Annotated in this window: 15 protein-coding genes; 9 read left to right on the plus strand and 6 right to left on the minus strand. The window is 59.7% G+C overall.

Annotation, left to right across the window (positions count from 1 at the left end):
• Window positions 1-776 precede the first annotated feature (776 nt).
• From SO156_RS39590 to SO156_RS39600, 3 genes are all read left to right on the plus strand, one after another.
• Window positions 777-1313 carry a hypothetical protein gene (locus tag SO156_RS39590; protein WP_498538555.1) on the plus strand — a complete coding sequence of 179 codons (537 nt, stop codon included), beginning with the start codon at window positions 777-779 and terminating at the stop codon, window positions 1311-1313.
• A gap of 183 nt (window positions 1314-1496) precedes the next feature.
• The gene (locus SO156_RS39595) at window positions 1497-1736 is read left to right on the plus strand and encodes a hypothetical protein (RefSeq protein ID WP_498538556.1); all 240 of its coding nucleotides are present in this window, start codon (window positions 1497-1499) and stop codon (window positions 1734-1736) included.
• 83 nt (window positions 1737-1819) lie between these two features.
• On the plus strand, window positions 1820-1999 hold the full coding sequence (locus SO156_RS39600) for a hypothetical protein (RefSeq protein WP_458150189.1): 180 nt from the start codon (window positions 1820-1822) through the stop codon (window positions 1997-1999).
• A 697-nt stretch (window positions 2000-2696) separates the two neighbouring features.
• Here SO156_RS39600 and SO156_RS39605 read toward each other — a convergent pair.
• Together SO156_RS39605 and SO156_RS39610 are read right to left on the minus strand one after the other, a co-directional pair.
• Window positions 2697-3740 carry an alpha/beta hydrolase gene (locus SO156_RS39605; protein WP_498538557.1) on the minus strand — a complete coding sequence of 348 codons (1044 nt, stop codon included), beginning with the start codon at window positions 3738-3740 and terminating at the stop codon, window positions 2697-2699.
• Window positions 3741-3839: 99 nt separating this feature from the next.
• Entirely contained in the window at window positions 3840-6695 is a 2856-nt protein-coding gene (locus SO156_RS39610; protein ID WP_498538558.1) for a helix-turn-helix transcriptional regulator, read from the minus strand.
• 248 nt (window positions 6696-6943) lie between these two features.
• On the opposite strand from SO156_RS39610, the gene SO156_RS39615 reads away from it, so the two are divergent.
• The 3 genes from SO156_RS39615 to SO156_RS39625 all read left to right on the plus strand — a co-directional run bounded on the left by SO156_RS39615 (window position 6944) and on the right by SO156_RS39625 (window position 8899).
• Window positions 6944-7378, plus strand: a complete 435-nt coding sequence (locus SO156_RS39615) for an ABC transporter substrate binding protein (protein WP_458146701.1) — start codon at window positions 6944-6946, stop codon at window positions 7376-7378.
• 272 nt (window positions 7379-7650) lie between these two features.
• On the plus strand, window positions 7651-8628 hold the full coding sequence (locus tag SO156_RS39620) for an ABC transporter substrate-binding protein (protein ID WP_498538559.1): 978 nt from the start codon (window positions 7651-7653) through the stop codon (window positions 8626-8628).
• A gap of 100 nt (window positions 8629-8728) precedes the next feature.
• Complete coding sequence (locus SO156_RS39625) at window positions 8729-8899, plus strand: DUF992 domain-containing protein (protein WP_498538564.1); 171 nt, start codon at window positions 8729-8731, stop codon at window positions 8897-8899.
• Between the two features lie 352 nt (window positions 8900-9251).
• On the opposite strand, the gene SO156_RS39630 is transcribed toward SO156_RS39625, so the two are convergent.
• The 3 genes from SO156_RS39630 to SO156_RS39640 form a co-directional block, all read right to left on the minus strand.
• Window positions 9252-10010 carry a COG4705 family protein gene (locus SO156_RS39630; protein WP_498538565.1) on the minus strand — a complete coding sequence of 253 codons (759 nt, stop codon included), beginning with the start codon at window positions 10008-10010 and terminating at the stop codon, window positions 9252-9254.
• Between the two features lie 85 nt (window positions 10011-10095).
• Window positions 10096-10488 carry a hypothetical protein gene (locus tag SO156_RS39635; RefSeq protein WP_498538560.1) on the minus strand — a complete coding sequence of 131 codons (393 nt, stop codon included), beginning with the start codon at window positions 10486-10488 and terminating at the stop codon, window positions 10096-10098.
• Between the two features lie 46 nt (window positions 10489-10534).
• Entirely contained in the window at window positions 10535-11284 is a 750-nt protein-coding gene (locus SO156_RS39640; RefSeq protein ID WP_498538566.1) for a COG4705 family protein, read from the minus strand.
• Window positions 11285-11557: 273 nt separating this feature from the next.
• Between SO156_RS39640 and SO156_RS39645 the strand changes: the two genes are divergently transcribed.
• Entirely contained in the window at window positions 11558-12220 is a 663-nt protein-coding gene (locus SO156_RS39645; RefSeq protein ID WP_498538561.1) for a response regulator transcription factor, read from the plus strand.
• A complete protein-coding gene (locus SO156_RS39650; RefSeq protein ID WP_498538562.1) occupies window positions 12217-13542 on the plus strand; it encodes an ATP-binding protein in 1326 nt (441 codons plus the stop codon). Before SO156_RS39645 ends, SO156_RS39650 begins: the two co-directional genes overlap by 4 nt.
• Before the next feature lie 12 nt (window positions 13543-13554).
• Here the strand turns inward: SO156_RS39650 and SO156_RS39655 are convergent, their stop codons facing one another.
• Window positions 13555-14220: a GntR family transcriptional regulator gene (locus SO156_RS39655; RefSeq protein WP_458146706.1), complete on the minus strand. Its 666-nt coding sequence runs from the start codon at window positions 14218-14220 to the stop codon at window positions 13555-13557.
• 120 nt (window positions 14221-14340) lie between these two features.
• Here SO156_RS39655 and SO156_RS39660 point away from each other — a divergent pair.
• On the plus strand, window positions 14341-14820 hold a 480-nt coding region (locus SO156_RS39660; protein WP_498538563.1), incomplete at its 3' end, for an enoyl-CoA hydratase-related protein.

Consider the following 14820-nt stretch of genomic DNA (forward strand, 5'->3'; position numbering starts at 1 on the left):
GATGTGAACGGGTTCACGCGGTGGCCGGAAAATTACGCCTATAGTGACTGCGAAAGTCGTGATGCAAAATCTCCTTCAGGAGAAGACGGTCGTGATGGGTCTATCTCTCGATCGAACTCACACCGCTTATCGCACGTGCCAGATCTCTTTACCACTTTTTCCCGATCTCTGGTGCTTTGGTTTTAATGATGCTAGAGTAGAGCTGCGTTAGATCCCGTTGGGGATCCGACGTGAACGGATAGTGGGCTTACGGACTTCCGCCCGTTGATTTGAAGATTGGAATACTGGAATTGGAATGCTCGAGCGCCAGTGCCCTGCCCATGGATACATCCAAAGTACAGCGGGCATGATTGAGTTGACGCACTACCCTCCGTTCTTTCCGATGACTCGGAGGCGGGTCTTCTTTCTAGTCAGAACTGTTGTTGTGCAGGTTCGCTAAGGGCCGGTAAGCGACGGCGGATGTGAGCGGCTTCACATCTGGTGAGGCCGTGTGGCCGCAGCGTGACTGCACGTCTTGTTTTCAATTTAACCTTTCGAGAGGTTAGATTGCCATGAGGCCGAACACACCGTGCGAATATGCCCCGTCGCATTGTTCGATAGGATGGCGCCGTAGCGCTGTCATTATTGCGACGCTCTTCATCGCGTGGATAGTTTGGTTTGCAGGCGAAGCTCGCGCGCAATGCTCGGCGCGGGACGTCCTATCGAACCGACTGAGGTCCGAGACTCCATTAGCGAGTACGCCAAAAAGTCCAATCAGATCTGCCGCCGATGCCTCGGTGTGGAAGACAATCAAGGTAGGTACCTTCGCGGATCCCGTAGCCCTCACTAACGCGTTGCATGCAGCCGGTTGTGGGATCGGAGAAGCGGCCGGCGAAATTCTTGCCCGACCAGCTTTTGCTCTCAGCGACACTAAAAGAAATGTGAATCTCGTTGCAATATCGGCGGCCGATCTCGGCTTTCGGACCGATACTGTACCGCTTGCCGAAATTTATGCCCGCGCTCAACAGGTGGGTTTTGGACTCGCGGCCGCAGAGATCGCGCCACAACTAAGGCTTCAATATTTTGATCAGCCGATTGGTGAATTTCTCATCATCGGAATGGAGCCAATCAAGACATGGAAGGGCGAGCCTGTCATTCTAACGGTAGCCAATGGCGGGGCAGGACTCATCCTCATCGGCCAAGACGGCCGCGCTAATACACAGATCTGGGCGGCATCCCATTTTCTATTCGTGCGGCCTGATGGAGCCGATTCGCTCAAGGCAGCCGCAGCGCGACTGCGCGAGAAATACAGTGCATCCGATGAACCTTTGTAGGGTTTGCAATGCCCTACAGTGAACAGCTTCACATAGTAGCTTCCGGAGCCGGGCTAATCTGAGCACGGAAATTTGCGTGAAGCAGAAGTCCTGCAGGTGAAATTGCGTTTCCGAGTGTCAGAAATTTGGAGCAAGACGTCTTTTGGAAGTGGACCTCCGAACAAATTCCAAGGAGCTTTTCCTATGGATTATTTCAGTGAGGATTCCGCACACGTTACCAATGGCTTTTTGCTGAACGAACCAGCTGCGAGCAGCCACGAAGACAGGCTCACTCAGAAGCGTTGGGTGAAGGCCGTGCTGGTCTTCTATGCCTGTTTGTTCCTGGTTGGCGCGACCGTGGTTGGCGTCCACAAGGGCATACGCACGTCAGGTGGCATAGAACAGCATGCCACCTTGCACGAAGACATTCGATCCAACCAGTAAGGCCTGATGCATTTTGCAAGTGAGGCTGTATTCGCCGTCATCTCGGCGCGCGCATCGCATGCCAAACTCGAAGGAGTTAGGTCATGGCAACCACAGAATATGCTCATTCCGCGCCACCAATTCAGGCGACACGAGACTACGACGGATGGATCGCTGCTGGTTATGGCATCCTAGGGTTAGTCGCGCTTGCTGCGATCTATTTTGCGTCGGGCGGTCCGGGAAACGGCGAGGTTGCGCTCGCCAGTATGTTAGCTATGCCATAATGTGATGGCGAATGATGCGAGGGCTTCTCATTCTCTTTGTTGCGTTTTCGCTCATGTTGGCCGCACGCGGCCAACATCAAACAGATTTCGTGCCGCGCCCGACCGCATTCATGCCACCCGTTAACGTGCCCTAGGTCGGCTTCCGGCGTTCGCCGCTCGCTTGGCTTGGCCGTAGGTAGCCGGCAACAGTGTATTGACAATATTCTCGTCGCGCGGCGGTCGATCGCGAACGCGCCGACCGGCTGATTTATCCTACAGTTATTTATTTACGGGTGTACAGCGGCCGGAGAGGGAGCGAAGTCGGCTCTGGTAAGCAGGCGAAGAACTCAACCTGAGCAAGTCCAGGCCGCTATGCGCCACCGAGCCGACCTTAACGAGAGCTGCGGCCACATCGCTGAATCCCTTTGCCTGTAGCGGCACCCGATGTCCGCTGCGATGTGTCTCAAAACTGGGCCCAGAAATCCCAGTTGATTTTGAAATAGCAATGCTCATGCCGCCGGCTTGCGACAGGGCCTCCCTCAGCAAACTGTGCATTGCGTGGTTCGCCCCGTCAGATGGGGACTAGGGCACAGGCTTCGGTCTTGCACTTTTGATCCGCGTAGCTCGGCCGCGGCGACTTGGGATAGAACCGCATCACAACGTCGCGCGAACATTTGGAATTAGGGGCGGTGCTCGCGCCCGCCCCTAGTTCGTATTGTTACTGCGTTGCCGGTTCGAGATGCCGGCGCAAGTCGTCGTTAATCTGGCCGATAGCCGCCTCGGTCGAGGGTACCTTACGGATCGCATTGAGCAGCACGAAATCATGAATCGTCCCGTTGTAGCGAACAGCGGTGACGCTCACGCCTGCATCCTTCAACTTCCTTGCGTAAGCCTCGCCTTCGTCTCGGAGAGGATCGTTTTCCGCAGTGATGACCAGTGCTGGCGGCAGGCCCTTGAGCTGGTCGATACTGGCGCGCAGTGGCGACACATAGGGATTATCGCGGGTCTTGGCGTCGGGAGCATAGAGATCCCAACCATATTTCATGAAGGCCCGCGCCAGGAAGCGGCCTGTTCCATACTCGCGATACGAGCCGGTATCAACACTGGCGTCGGTCGCTGGGATCAGGAGAGCCTGATAACTGATCTTGGCTCCGCCGCGGTCCTTGCTCATCAGAGCAAGCGCCGCCGCCATATTACCGCCGACAGAATTGCCAGCCACGGCGATGCGGCTGCCATCGGCACCGAATTCTTGGGCATGCTGAGCGACCCATTGCAGTGCCGTGTAGCATTGATCGAGTTGAGTGGGAAATTTTGCCTCGGGAAGGGACGTATATTCGACGAATACGCCGATCTGTCCTGAGCCGACGACGAGATCGCGCAGTAGACGCTGATGATTCTCGAAATTGCCGACGATCCAGACACCACCATGGATGAATAGTAGCACGCCCGGCGTGCCGCTGATCTGGGCCGGCTTCATGATGTACAGCTTCACCGGGCGGCCATCCTGACTAATAGTTTGCTCGGTCGTCGTAACTCCAGACATATCGATGGCTGTCTGGCGCTGCAGCTCGGTGAGGATCTGTTGCGGCTTTGGCTGGGGCAGCTCCCAGAATGGACTGGAGTCCTTGTTAATCTTGGCAAGAAACGAGCGAACTTGTGAATCGATCCGAGGATCGGTGGCGGCATCTGGGGCCGCGTGGGCTGTTTGAGTCATCAGGATGGCTCCGAGGCTGAGCGTTGCAAGTAAGGAGAGGGGTTTCATGATCAATCTCTGCGAGTGGGTTGCACGCAACCGCCCAGATAGTCCGCCGGCGGGGCCGGGGGCATCTGTCAAATGACCAGTCCGATGACAGATTGGTCGTCAGTTTTCCGGTTGGACGAAGCTGGCGATAATGGGTCGCAATCCCGATCGCGACGTGATGCCAGTTTTGGAGAAGATCCGGTGCAGGTGGTAACCGACCGTTCTGTGAGACAGATAAAGTCTCGCGCCGATCTCCTTGTTCGATAGGCCCTCGGCGGCGAGCTGTGCGACGTGAAGCTCTTGCGGAGTAAGCGTTTCCCAGACCTGTTCGGTCCGTCGGCGGCTGGCTTCACCCGAAGCACGCAATTCCTCCCGAGCGCGGTCGCTCCAGGGCGAAGCACCGAGCGCATCAAAGATGTTACGGGCCTCACGGAGTGGAGTCCTCGCGTCGGCTGATCTACGTTGGCGGCGCAGCCACCCGCCATAAGCGAGGAGTAGACGCCCCCGCAGAAACGGCCACTTCTCTGCCGCCGGCCCAAGACCTCGCAAGAAAAACTGCTCAGCATCTTCGGGTGCGGCAAGTAGCGCCCTGCCGTAGTGCAGCATAGTCGCGATCCACGGCACCGGCGTTGGTGCCGTGACGCGCTCCACCTCATCGACCGCACCACGAGCCGTGTCGGCGTTACCGGAATAAACGGCCGCTTCCACAAAATCCGCGAGCCCATAGAACTCAATGCCGGAATTAAAAGCTGGATCGCCAGGTGCGAAAATGCGTCGCAAATGTTCGTAAGCCAACCAATGCTGCCCGGCTCCGATGGCGGACACGCCTCGTGCGACTTGCAGTAATGCCTGCAAGAAACCGGCGCCGATGGACAGCAGCAAGCGCTCTGCCTGCGCCGCATATGCTTCCGATTGCTCCAGATGACCTTGCATTCCGGCAAGCCTGGCTTTCAGAATCGTGGCACCGGCGATCCAGAGAGGTTCGTTCGTCTCTTCGCCAAAGCGGACGGCTTCCTCGGCCTCTCTCATCGCGCCGGTCCAATTGCCGACCTCCATTTCGGCATGCGCTTGCGTGCAAAGAACGCGCGCGAGATCGCCGAGCCGCCCTTGCGCACGCAGCGCGGCATTGACGCCAGCGAGATAGCCTACATTGAGGTCGAAAGCCCCAATGCAATTGGCGGTCGTTCCGAGTATTCTCGCGATGGCGGGATCGTCGCTTCCCCGTTCAAAAAGACTCTGGAGCCTGCTGCGCACGTCGTGTCCGCGTCGAAGCGGCTCGACATAGGCGAGTGTTGCGATCAGGCGGGGGTCGGTGTCCGCCAACTCCAGGCTGTTTGCCGCAACCAGAACCTTGGCACGGATGTCGTCACTTGCATTGGTCCACCAGCAGCGTTGGGCGGCACGCCACAGGAAATTGCTTGCCAGCCCCTTCGCCCCGGCAGCATTGGCCTTGTTGGCGAAACCAAGCAAAGCGGGGATTTTGGCGGCATCGTAGACGGCCAGCGGCTGGCCAATCTCGCGACACCAGCCAATCCGCATAGCCATGAGCTGATCAGTTTCGTCGACATCGATCTGACGTAGCAGATGTTCCAGCAAGTCCGGCTTGCCGAGATCGGCGGTAAGTTCGGACGCACGCAACAGCCGCTCGCTCCTGGTCTTTGCCGTGCTGCTCAATCGCGCGGCATTCTCAAGCACCTCGATCGCCATGGCGACGGCGCCCTTTCGAAGCGCTCGCGTTGCCATTTGATCGTGTTCGCTCGCGAGTTCTTCATCCGGTCCGATGGTCGCTGCTGCCCGATGCCACAACTGGCGGTCCAGCTGATCCTGAATAACAGCCGCAAGCGCCGCGTGAATCCTTTGGCGCAGAGCCAGATCGGCGGTCTGGTGCACCGCGGAACGAACGAGCGGATGCCGAAACCGCACTTCCGCTTGGTCAATCTCGATCAGCTTGGCGGCGATCGCCGGCGCTAAGGCATCGACGCCGATCCGCTCACCCAGTACCGCTTCACCGGCGTGCAGGGTTTCGTGGAGTGACGTTCCATCGTTTTCCGCCGCCACGAACAATAGAGTACGGGTCGTATCAGGAAGATCGGACACGCGATTTGAGAAGGCGCGCTCCAGGCGCTCCGTCAGCGGAAGCCACGGGGTGCCTTGGGCATCCGCTGCCCGCTCGTCGCGCGGCAGTTCCACGAGCGCCAGTGGGTTGCCGGCAGCCTCTTTGAGGAAGCGGTGCCGCAGGCCGACAGAAAGGCCTGGTGCGTGGAAGTCCAGCAGGCGCTCGGCGTCGGCATCGTCAAGTCCCGACAGTCGGTGCCGAATGGTAGAAGCATCTCCGAAGGAGCGACTGAACCCGTCGCGCATAGCCACGAGGAGAACGATGGGATCCGAACTCAGCCTGCGCGATACAAAGGCGAGCACGTCAAAGGTTGCCTGGTCCAGCCATTGCGCATCGTCGGCGATAAGAAGGATAGGCTTGTGTATCGCGCTTTCGGTCAAAAGATTCAACATGGCGAGCGCCACGAGAAAGATGTCGGGCGAGCCTAGGTCATCATGCATGCCGAAGGCGGTCAGCAATGCGGATCGCTGGCGAGGAGCCAAATCCGAAGCGCGCTCCATAAGGGGGCGCAGTGCTTGTTCGAGGGCTGCATACGGCAGGTGGACTTCGGCGAGAACGCCGGTCATGCTCAGCACCGAGACACCGCGTTCTCTGGCCTGGTGCCTAGCCCTTTCGAGGAGCGCAGATTTGCCAATTCCCGGCTCGCCGGTGATAACAAGTGTCGATCCGGCTCGATTGATCCGTTCAATCAGCCCATCGATCATGGTGATGTCTTGCTCTCGGCCCTGCAACACATTGAACGCCGATCGGGCGGTAACAGTGCGCCCCCTCGGGCCCCGCAAGTCGGCTTTTTTCCCCCGCTTTGCCATCCGACAACCGTTAAAGATGTGGCAGTAACAATCTCTTAGCTGCCTGGTCATCTTACCATGCGCCCGGGACCACTGCAGGACCAAATCCGGCGCATGCTTGAACTCGACGTCAACTTGTTGCCCATCAGCGAAGTGGCGGCCGTGCTCATTGAGGTCCGCTCAGTGGGGCATCGCTGACTGAATTTGCTCCCGCTGAGTTCTTCGCATTTTGCCCCAACTGCGACGAGGGGATGCCAGTTCGGTTCTATCAAGGTGCTCGGGAGCCGCTATAATGTCGTTTCTTGAACGATGGGACGAATATGAGGCGGCGGGAATTCATCACTCTTCTCGCGAGTTTCGCCATTGCGATTGCGTTGTCGCGCGCCATCGAAACGGCGATTGCGATGCGTGGATGGGAGCCCGGCGGAGGTCTCGTCGTTCAATCGGATGGATTTATGTTTGTCCATCGTGCAAAGGTCATATCGCTGGCAACGCAACACCATGTTCCTTCGGTTTCAGATCGAACGCTTCCTACCGAACAGGGCGGGCTACTCTCGTATGGCCCAGTAGACGATGACCTGTTTGTTGGGGCCGCCCTCTACGTCGATCGCATCCTCCACGGCATGAACCCGGCAGAGCTTCCGGTTCAGGTGCCGACTAAATTCGAGCTGAGATTAAATCTCAAGACTGCAAAGATGCTCGGCCTTACGATCCCGCCGTCAATCATGACCCGCGGCGACGAGGTTATTGAATGATCCTGCGCTGCATGAGTTCGATGTTGCCCTAAGCTCAACAGCGCTCAAGCCATTGTCACGGCGGCGATCGGCGGTTAGCCGGACGCCGAGTGCGCTTGCCTTGACCGCCGCTTGTGACCTGGGGCGGCGGAACATTCCGCGTCGACGCATGCCGCCATACGCTTGATCAAGTGAAAATGCACATAACCCAAAGATATCCTTTTTGCTCCCACAGGCCCGCCGCCACGGTGGTAATCTCGTATCCATTAGCGTGGTCCTTAGAAGAGCGATATATGCGGCGGCGGGAGTTCACTAAGCTTGTAGTATCAAGCGTCGTCACATTGTCGCAGATCGACGCGCGCGCACAGCAGTCGCCCCCGGTTATCGGCATCCTAGGAAGCTCAACGGCCGACGACTATAGTCCAATGATAGCCGCCTTCCGGAAAGGGCTGAGCGAAACCGGCTATTTCGAGGGAAAGAGCGTTGGCTTCGAATACGCATGGGCTGACGATCACTATGATCGGCTCCCCGCGCTGGCCGCCAAGCTAGCCGATCGACGGGTTAGCCTGATCTTAGCAGCAGCAACACCGTCGGCGGTGGCGGCAAAGTCGGCGACCTCAATTATCCCTATCGTATTCGCGATCGGCGGCGACCCGGTTAGGACCGGGCTGGTGGCTAGCCTCAATAGCCCGGGCGGAAATGTAACTGGCGCGGCGCATATCAACGTCGATACAGCGCCGAAACGGCTGGAACTTCTGCACGAGCTGTTGCCGAGCAGGACTTCGCTTGGACTACTGACGAACCCGACTAATCCGCTCACGTCCTCAGTTGAGAGCGAAGTAAGAGCCGCGGCCGAAGCCTTGGGTATCAAGCTGACTACATTTCACGCGAACACGGACGAAGAGATCGAGGCAACCTTCCAGAACGCTGCCGGGCTCGTCGCCGGCATAGTGATTGGCACAGACCCGCTGTTTACGAGCCGCGCCATGGTGTTGGGCGCGAAGTCCCTCGAATTCAAGCTTCCGGCCGTCTATCAGTACCGAGACTTTGTGGCAGCTGGCGGCATAATGAGCTTCGGCGGCGACATCAAGGATTCCTATTATCATGCGGGAATCTACGCCGGACGAATACTCAACGGCGAGAAGCCGGCCAATCTTGCCGTGCAACTTTCGACACGGGTGGAACTCTTCATAAACCTAAAGACTGCCAAGGCTCTCGGATTAGAGCCACCCGTGGCGTTGGTTGTACGCGCCGATGAGGTGATCGAATAAGGGGCAGGATTACTCGCCTGGGTTTGGATGTCGGCGTCACGGGAGGGGGGGAGGCTATTCTGGGGGGCTTGCGCCGACGAGCCATATCGGGCCAGGCGCGCTGCGTGGGACTTTCGTAGGTGCAAGCGGCAACGCGTCGCTGGGTTTGGGACTTGGCGCCAATGTGCTTGTAGGAGGATCCCACCGTACGATCTCGCTGCAACCGTTGTCGGTCGAGGGACAATTTGGTGTCAATCTGGCGGTAGGGGTAGCGGGCCTGAGGCTCTACTAGCCGGCAGGCTCGCTACGTCTTAAGCGCGCCGACCGTCGGCACTTGGCGCACGCGGGAGTCTGATCCGCGGCGATGGGCGGGATCGGTGCCCGAGCGCAGGTCACACGGATCAGATATCGGTTCGTTTTGATGTGCAGATGACCGACACGCGGGGAAAACTGGCAGGGCCGGCTTCACGCCGACCGGACATGCAACTTCGTTGGGTGATTTTACTTAGTCGATTACCCCACGAGCCGCAGCCGACCGTGGTCGGTCTGCTTGTGAGGGTAGCATTCGCTGGCCCAAAGCGGCTTCGGTTGGGAAGGCCACAGCCGGAGCAAATCGAAAAAGATCCCCTTAGACCAACTGAGAATTAGGCGTGCTGTCCTGCTCGCTGCGGCAGGGCAAATACAAGCGCTGCAATCGCGAACGCCAGGGCAATGGAGGCCGTGTAGCGACTGAGAGCCATGCCGCCGTGATCCAGCGGCTTGTCCAGGAAATCGCCGACGGTCGCGCCGAGCGGCCTGGTCAGCACGAACGCGATCCAGAATAACAGAGTGCGGGACGTTCTGGTCCACAAGTAAGCGGCGGCAACGATCGCAATGCCGGCGGCGAAGACGATGGCACCGCCGCGATAGCCGAGCCCCGTCGAATCCGCCATCCAGTCGCCAAGGGCCGTTCCAAGCGTCTGCGAGAATAGGATCGTGATCCAATAGAAGGTCTCAGCCGTCTTGCTGTTGATCGATGCGATCGAGACCGACCCCATCGTTCGGTACCAGATTGCGAGTGATGCAACGAGCAGACCCGCGAGTAGAGACGAGCCACCGAGATAACCGATGCCGAGCGATCGATCGACGAAGTCGGCGAATGTCGTGCCGACGGTCGTGGTGGCGACAATGACGGCCCAATATAGAAATGGATGGAACCGCTTGGCTGCCATCTGTGCGGCGACAGCGATAGCGAACGCGATGGCGAATATTGCGGTGCCGACGAGATAACCGAGATCCATCGACATGGTCACGGCATCGCCACCGGTTCCGCCGAGTGTCGTTGCCAGAATCTTGATGATCCAAAAACCCAGCGTGACCGCAGGGACTTTGCCGACGTCATTGGCGACAGCGTTGTCGTTCATTAAATTCATGAGGACCTTACTCCAGGAAGAGGTCGGCGACGGTCGGAACCATCACCGGATAATGTTCGAGATGACGGGAGAGGCCTCAGGCCTTCATCGAATCCATGACCGACAGCAGGTCGGCGAGCGCCTTTTTGCATTTTTCGGTGTCAGGATTGCTTTCGCGAAGCGCCTCGAGAGCCCGATCGATAGCCTTGTCGACGATGTGCCAGTCGGCTGCCGCGCGTGGCTTCAGTCCCGCTTCCGCCTCGTCCCATCGGGTCTCCAGGTCCTTGATGCGCGTTTTTGCGCCAGCGAGGTCGCCCTTGTCGACGAGAGCCGCCACGTCGGCGGCGATGCTGCGGAATGGAATCAGGTCACCAAGCTTAGGTTGAGCAGCTTCCGCCCGGGGGAGGAGGGAGACTGCGCTCTCACCGTAAGGAAAGGATTGAGCTAGGGTGACTGCAAAGATTGCCGTGGCGCATTTGGATATTGTCATGGTTGCACTCCTTGGATGGTGGATTTGCAGCGTCCGGATGGGGAATTCATTCGCCGACGAAGGCGCTGCGGCTCCGGGCGCGCTCAAACGTCAGCCACGCGACCAGCGCAAAGATGATCGCGAGGAAAACGAGGCTGGTGTAGATCGTGCCGAGACCAAGCCCGCCATAGTCGCGGGACTGGGACAGAAGATCGCCGAGCGAAGCGCCGAGCGGGCGCGTCAGGATGTAGGCGAGCCAGAAGGTCAGTACTGCGTTGGCGCCGAGCGCATAAGCGGCGCCGATCGCCGCAATCAGCGCAGCGAACGCCGCGACGCCGACATTGAAGCCCAGCCCCAGTGCTTCGGTCGCAAGATCTCCAGCGGCGGTGCCGAGGGCGAAAGTGAAGAGGATGGCCGCCCAGTAGAAGAGTTCACGCCGCATTGTGACGATGGTGTGGATCGACAATGTCCGTTCCACCGCATACCAGACGGCGAAGATCGCTGCCAGGGTCGTCGCGAACGCCGCGGTGCTAACGTAGAGGCTGATCTCGAGCTTGTCGGTGAGCGCATCGGTGATCTGCGTGCCGACGATGCTGACCAGAACGACCGTCAGCCAGTAAATCCAAGGGACGTTGCGGTTCATCCTCAGTTGCACCACCAGCGCTGCCAGCAGGAAGCCGGCCATGAGAAGTCCGGTTACTGTCGTCCCAAGGCCGACATGAACGGTGAGATAGTCCGCTCCCGTCTCGCCGACGGTGGTCGACATGATCTTGATCGCCCAGAAGACGAGGGTGACCTCGGGGACCTTGTTCAGCATTCCACTATCGATGCGCAAATCATAAGGCACGTCGCTAGGCTCCTGTGCGGGAGAATGGGAGATCGATCCGAAGCGAATGTGCATAGGCAGACTTAGCTCCGCCTTAGGAGGTCTCGGAGGCGGGGCAGGACTTGCGGAACATCCTAAGTCTCTCCTAAGTTTGGGCCGCCACACTCCGGCGGGGAACAGGAGAGGATTGATGTTCCGTTCACTCCGCGCCGCGAGCCCGGCGCTGCTGCCGATAGCCGCAGTTGCGGGCCGGCTCGCCGTGTGATGCGCGTCCTCCTCGCAGAAGACGACAAGATGATCGGCGCCGCCGTCGTAGAGGCGCTACGGGATGCCGCCTACGCGGTCGACTGGGTGCGGGACGGCAACCTCGCGATCGAGGCGACTCGCAACGAGACGTATGACATTGTGCTGCTTGATCTCGGGCTGCCGGCCGTCGACGGTCTCGACGTCCTGAAGATCGTGCGCGCCGGCAACGCGCGCTTGCCGGTGATCATCCTCACGGCGCGGGATGCCCTAGACGATCGCATTCGCGGCCTCGATCTCGGCGCCGACGATTATCTCATCAAGCCTTTCGAAATCAGGGAACTGTTGGCGCGCATGCGGGCCGTGATCAGGCGCGAGGGCAGTGGAGCCGCGCCGATCCTGACCAACGGGAAGCTTCAGCTCGACGCGGTGACGCGCGAGGCTACCTTTCTCGGCGAGAAGGCAATTCTCAGCGCTCGCGAATTCGCCCTGCTTCAGGCTCTTCTTCTGCGTCCGGGAATCATCCTTTCCCGGGGCGAGCTTGAACGTCACATCTACGGCTGGAGCGAAGAGGTGGAAAGCAACGCTGTCGAGTTCCTGATCCATGCCGTTCGCAAGAAGGTCGGCGTCACGGCGATCAGGAACGTTCGCGGCGTCGGCTGGATGGTGGACCGTTCAAAATGATCGAGTCGCTGCGCGGTCGCCTTCTCATCGGACTTGCGGCGATCATCATTGTGACCAGCGCGGTCGGTGGCACATTTGCGTACATGTGGGCCTATAGCGAAGCAATTGAGATCCAAGATTCCGTCCTGATCCAGATCGGAACATTTGCGCTGAGTGCTCCGCTCAGGCAGAGCGCGCCCGTGCGTGGGGTCGATGCGGACTCCGAGGTTGCGGTCGTCGAGCTGGGAGACGCGCCGCGCGGTCCCGTCGACAACCGTCGGCTCTGGAGTCTCAAAGACGGATTGCACAACGATGTCTATCAGGGTCAGCCAGTCCGCGCTCTGCTGCGAACGCGGCCGGACGGCAGCCGGTTTGCGGTGACGCAAGGTACCGAAATCCGCACCGAGCTCGCGGCCGACATGGCAGTGCGCAGCTTGCTGCCAATCGCAGCGCTTGTGCCATGCCTGATGCTGGTGATTGCGGTCGTCATCGCACGATCCCTACGGCCGATGGTTCGCCTCGCGGACGAGCTCGACGCGAGGAGGGCCGATGATACGGGTCAACTCAAAGTGACGGGTGCGCCGAGTGAGCTTCAGCCGTTTCTTGCCTCGATCAACGGATTGCTTGCGCGGAGCCACGCGACGATGGAGCAGCAGCGACGTTTTATTGCGGATGCTGCCCACGAGCTGCGGACGCCCATCACCGCGCTCAGCTTGCAGGCCGAAAATCTCGATCCTCTCGACATGCCGGCGGGGGCGCGCGATCGCCTCGATACCCTGAAGAGCGGCATGCGGCGGGTGAAGCATTTGCTGGAGCAACTCCTGGCGCTCGCCCGCCAGGATTTGGCGCCGGCGGAAGCCAGCGAGACGGTCGATCTGGACAAGATTACCAAGGATGTCGTTGCCGATCTATTGCCGGAAGCAGCGGCGCACCGGATCGATCTCGGCTTTACGCTGGTCCAAGCCGTCGCCGTGCACGGCGATTCATTGGCTCTCGCGTCGGTCATCCGAAACCTGGTCGAAAATGCGGTGAAGTTCACGCCCGACGGTGGCAGGGTCGATATCGGCGTTTTTAGCGAGGCCGGATCGGCCGTCGTCCAGATCGAAGACACGGGGCCCGGGATTGCACCGCCGGATCTCGAGCGAATATTCGAGCCGTTCTTACGCGGCCGGCAAGCGAGCGGCGAAGGGGCCGGGCTCGGTCTTTCGATCGTGAAAGGGATTGTCGACCGGTTAGGCGGCTCGATCGCGCTCGAGAATATGGTTGGTGCCGAACAGTCGGGGCTGCGCGTCACGGTCAAGATGCGGGCGCTTGATGAAACGGGGGGGCGGCTCGGAACGTGAGGCGGCAAGTCCTCACGCAATGCACTGCGTGCGATCGCCGTTATTCGTCTCGGCAAATCCCGCTTGCAAAACCTCGTCGCGCTTGTGGCGGAGATGGGCGCGCAGGATGTGGGAGAGGCCGACGCCGTCGCGCCGCTGCAGCGCGTTGAGGATTGCTTCGTGCTCCTGGACGGCGCGGGCCCAACGTTGCGGCGTCATCGGCGTGACGTAGCGGGCGCGGCGAATGCGCGCCGTGACCGAAGCATAGAGTCCCGCGAGCACGGGATTGCCGGCCGCGGCGACGATCGCTTCGTGGATGGCGCGATTGCCGCGATAGTATCGGATCAAATCGCCTTCGCGATAGTTCTGCACCATCGCCGCATGCGCGGCGGCAATCTCGTCGATCTCGCTATCGGTGATGCGCTCGCTGGCGAGCTCGCCGGCAAGCGCCTCAAGGCCCTGGCAGACCTCGAAGAGGTCGCGCATGTCCCTGTCAGTCAGCTTCGCCGCGCGCGAGCCGCGATGAGGCAGCAGTTGCACGAGACCCTCGGCGGCGAGCACCTTGAGCGCCTCGCGCAGCGGCGTGCGCGAGATCTGGAGCCGCTCGCACAGCTCGCGCTCGGGTATTCGTGCGCCCGGCGGTATTTCGCCGTCGAGCAGAATGGCGCGGATACGGCTGACGACGTCCTCATGAAGCATAGGACAAGGCTCAAGTTTGCATGCAAAAATGAGACTATAGACTAAAATACGGAAGTTCCAGCTTGAAAATGTCAAATTTTGCATTCAAAAAATGGAAAAGGACAAAAGGGACAAGAGGAAATGGACCTCCAGGTCGCAGAGGCGGAAGGCCTCGTTTTCGAGCGTGAGGACGGCATCGGGTGGATCACTTTCAACCGCCCGCAGGCCCGGAATGCCTTCACCTTCGCGATGTATGAGCGGCTCGCCGCAATTTGCCAGGAAGCCAACAGCGATCATTCCATCAAGGTGCTGTTGCTGCGAGGAGCGGGCGACAAGGCCTTCGCCTCGGGCACGGACATCAATCAGTTCCGCGAATTCAGGACGCCGCAGGACGCGCTCGATTACGAGAACCGGACCGATCGCGTGCTCACCACGCTCGAGCAATGCCGGGTGCCGACGATCGCGGCGATCAACGGCTTCTGCACCGGCGGAGGGGCGGGGATCGCCGCGGCCTGCGATCTGCGCATCGGCACGAAGAGCGCGCGTATCGGATTTCCCATCGCGCGAACCCTCGGCAACTGCCTGTCGATGTCCAATGTCAGCCGTCTCACTGCGCTCATT

It is taken from the genome of Bradyrhizobium sp. UFLA05-125 (genome assembly GCF_059803515.1).

Excerpts from the sequence above, each read along its gene's own strand:
- SO156_RS39595 (WP_498538556.1), top strand. The coding sequence starts at position 1,497 with ATGGATTATTTCAGTGAGGATTCCGCACACGTTACCAATGGCTTTTTG.
- SO156_RS39600 (WP_458150189.1), top strand. The coding sequence starts at position 1,820 with ATGGCAACCACAGAATATGCTCATTCCGCGCCACCAATTCAGGCGACA.
- SO156_RS39605 (WP_498538557.1), bottom strand. The coding sequence starts at position 3,740 with ATGAAACCCCTCTCCTTACTTGCAACGCTCAGCCTCGGAGCCATCCTG.
- SO156_RS39610 (WP_498538558.1), bottom strand. The coding sequence starts at position 6,695 with ATGACCAGGCAGCTAAGAGATTGTTACTGCCACATCTTTAACGGTTGT.
- SO156_RS39615 (WP_458146701.1), top strand. The coding sequence starts at position 6,944 with ATGAGGCGGCGGGAATTCATCACTCTTCTCGCGAGTTTCGCCATTGCG.
- SO156_RS39620 (WP_498538559.1), top strand. The coding sequence starts at position 7,651 with ATGCGGCGGCGGGAGTTCACTAAGCTTGTAGTATCAAGCGTCGTCACA.
- SO156_RS39630 (WP_498538565.1), bottom strand. The coding sequence starts at position 10,010 with ATGAACGACAACGCTGTCGCCAATGACGTCGGCAAAGTCCCTGCGGTC.
- SO156_RS39635 (WP_498538560.1), bottom strand. The coding sequence starts at position 10,488 with ATGACAATATCCAAATGCGCCACGGCAATCTTTGCAGTCACCCTAGCT.
- SO156_RS39640 (WP_498538566.1), bottom strand. The coding sequence starts at position 11,284 with ATGCTGAACAAGGTCCCCGAGGTCACCCTCGTCTTCTGGGCGATCAAG.
- SO156_RS39645 (WP_498538561.1), top strand. The coding sequence starts at position 11,558 with ATGCGCGTCCTCCTCGCAGAAGACGACAAGATGATCGGCGCCGCCGTC.
- SO156_RS39650 (WP_498538562.1), top strand. The coding sequence starts at position 12,217 with ATGATCGAGTCGCTGCGCGGTCGCCTTCTCATCGGACTTGCGGCGATC.
- SO156_RS39655 (WP_458146706.1), bottom strand. The coding sequence starts at position 14,220 with ATGCTTCATGAGGACGTCGTCAGCCGTATCCGCGCCATTCTGCTCGAC.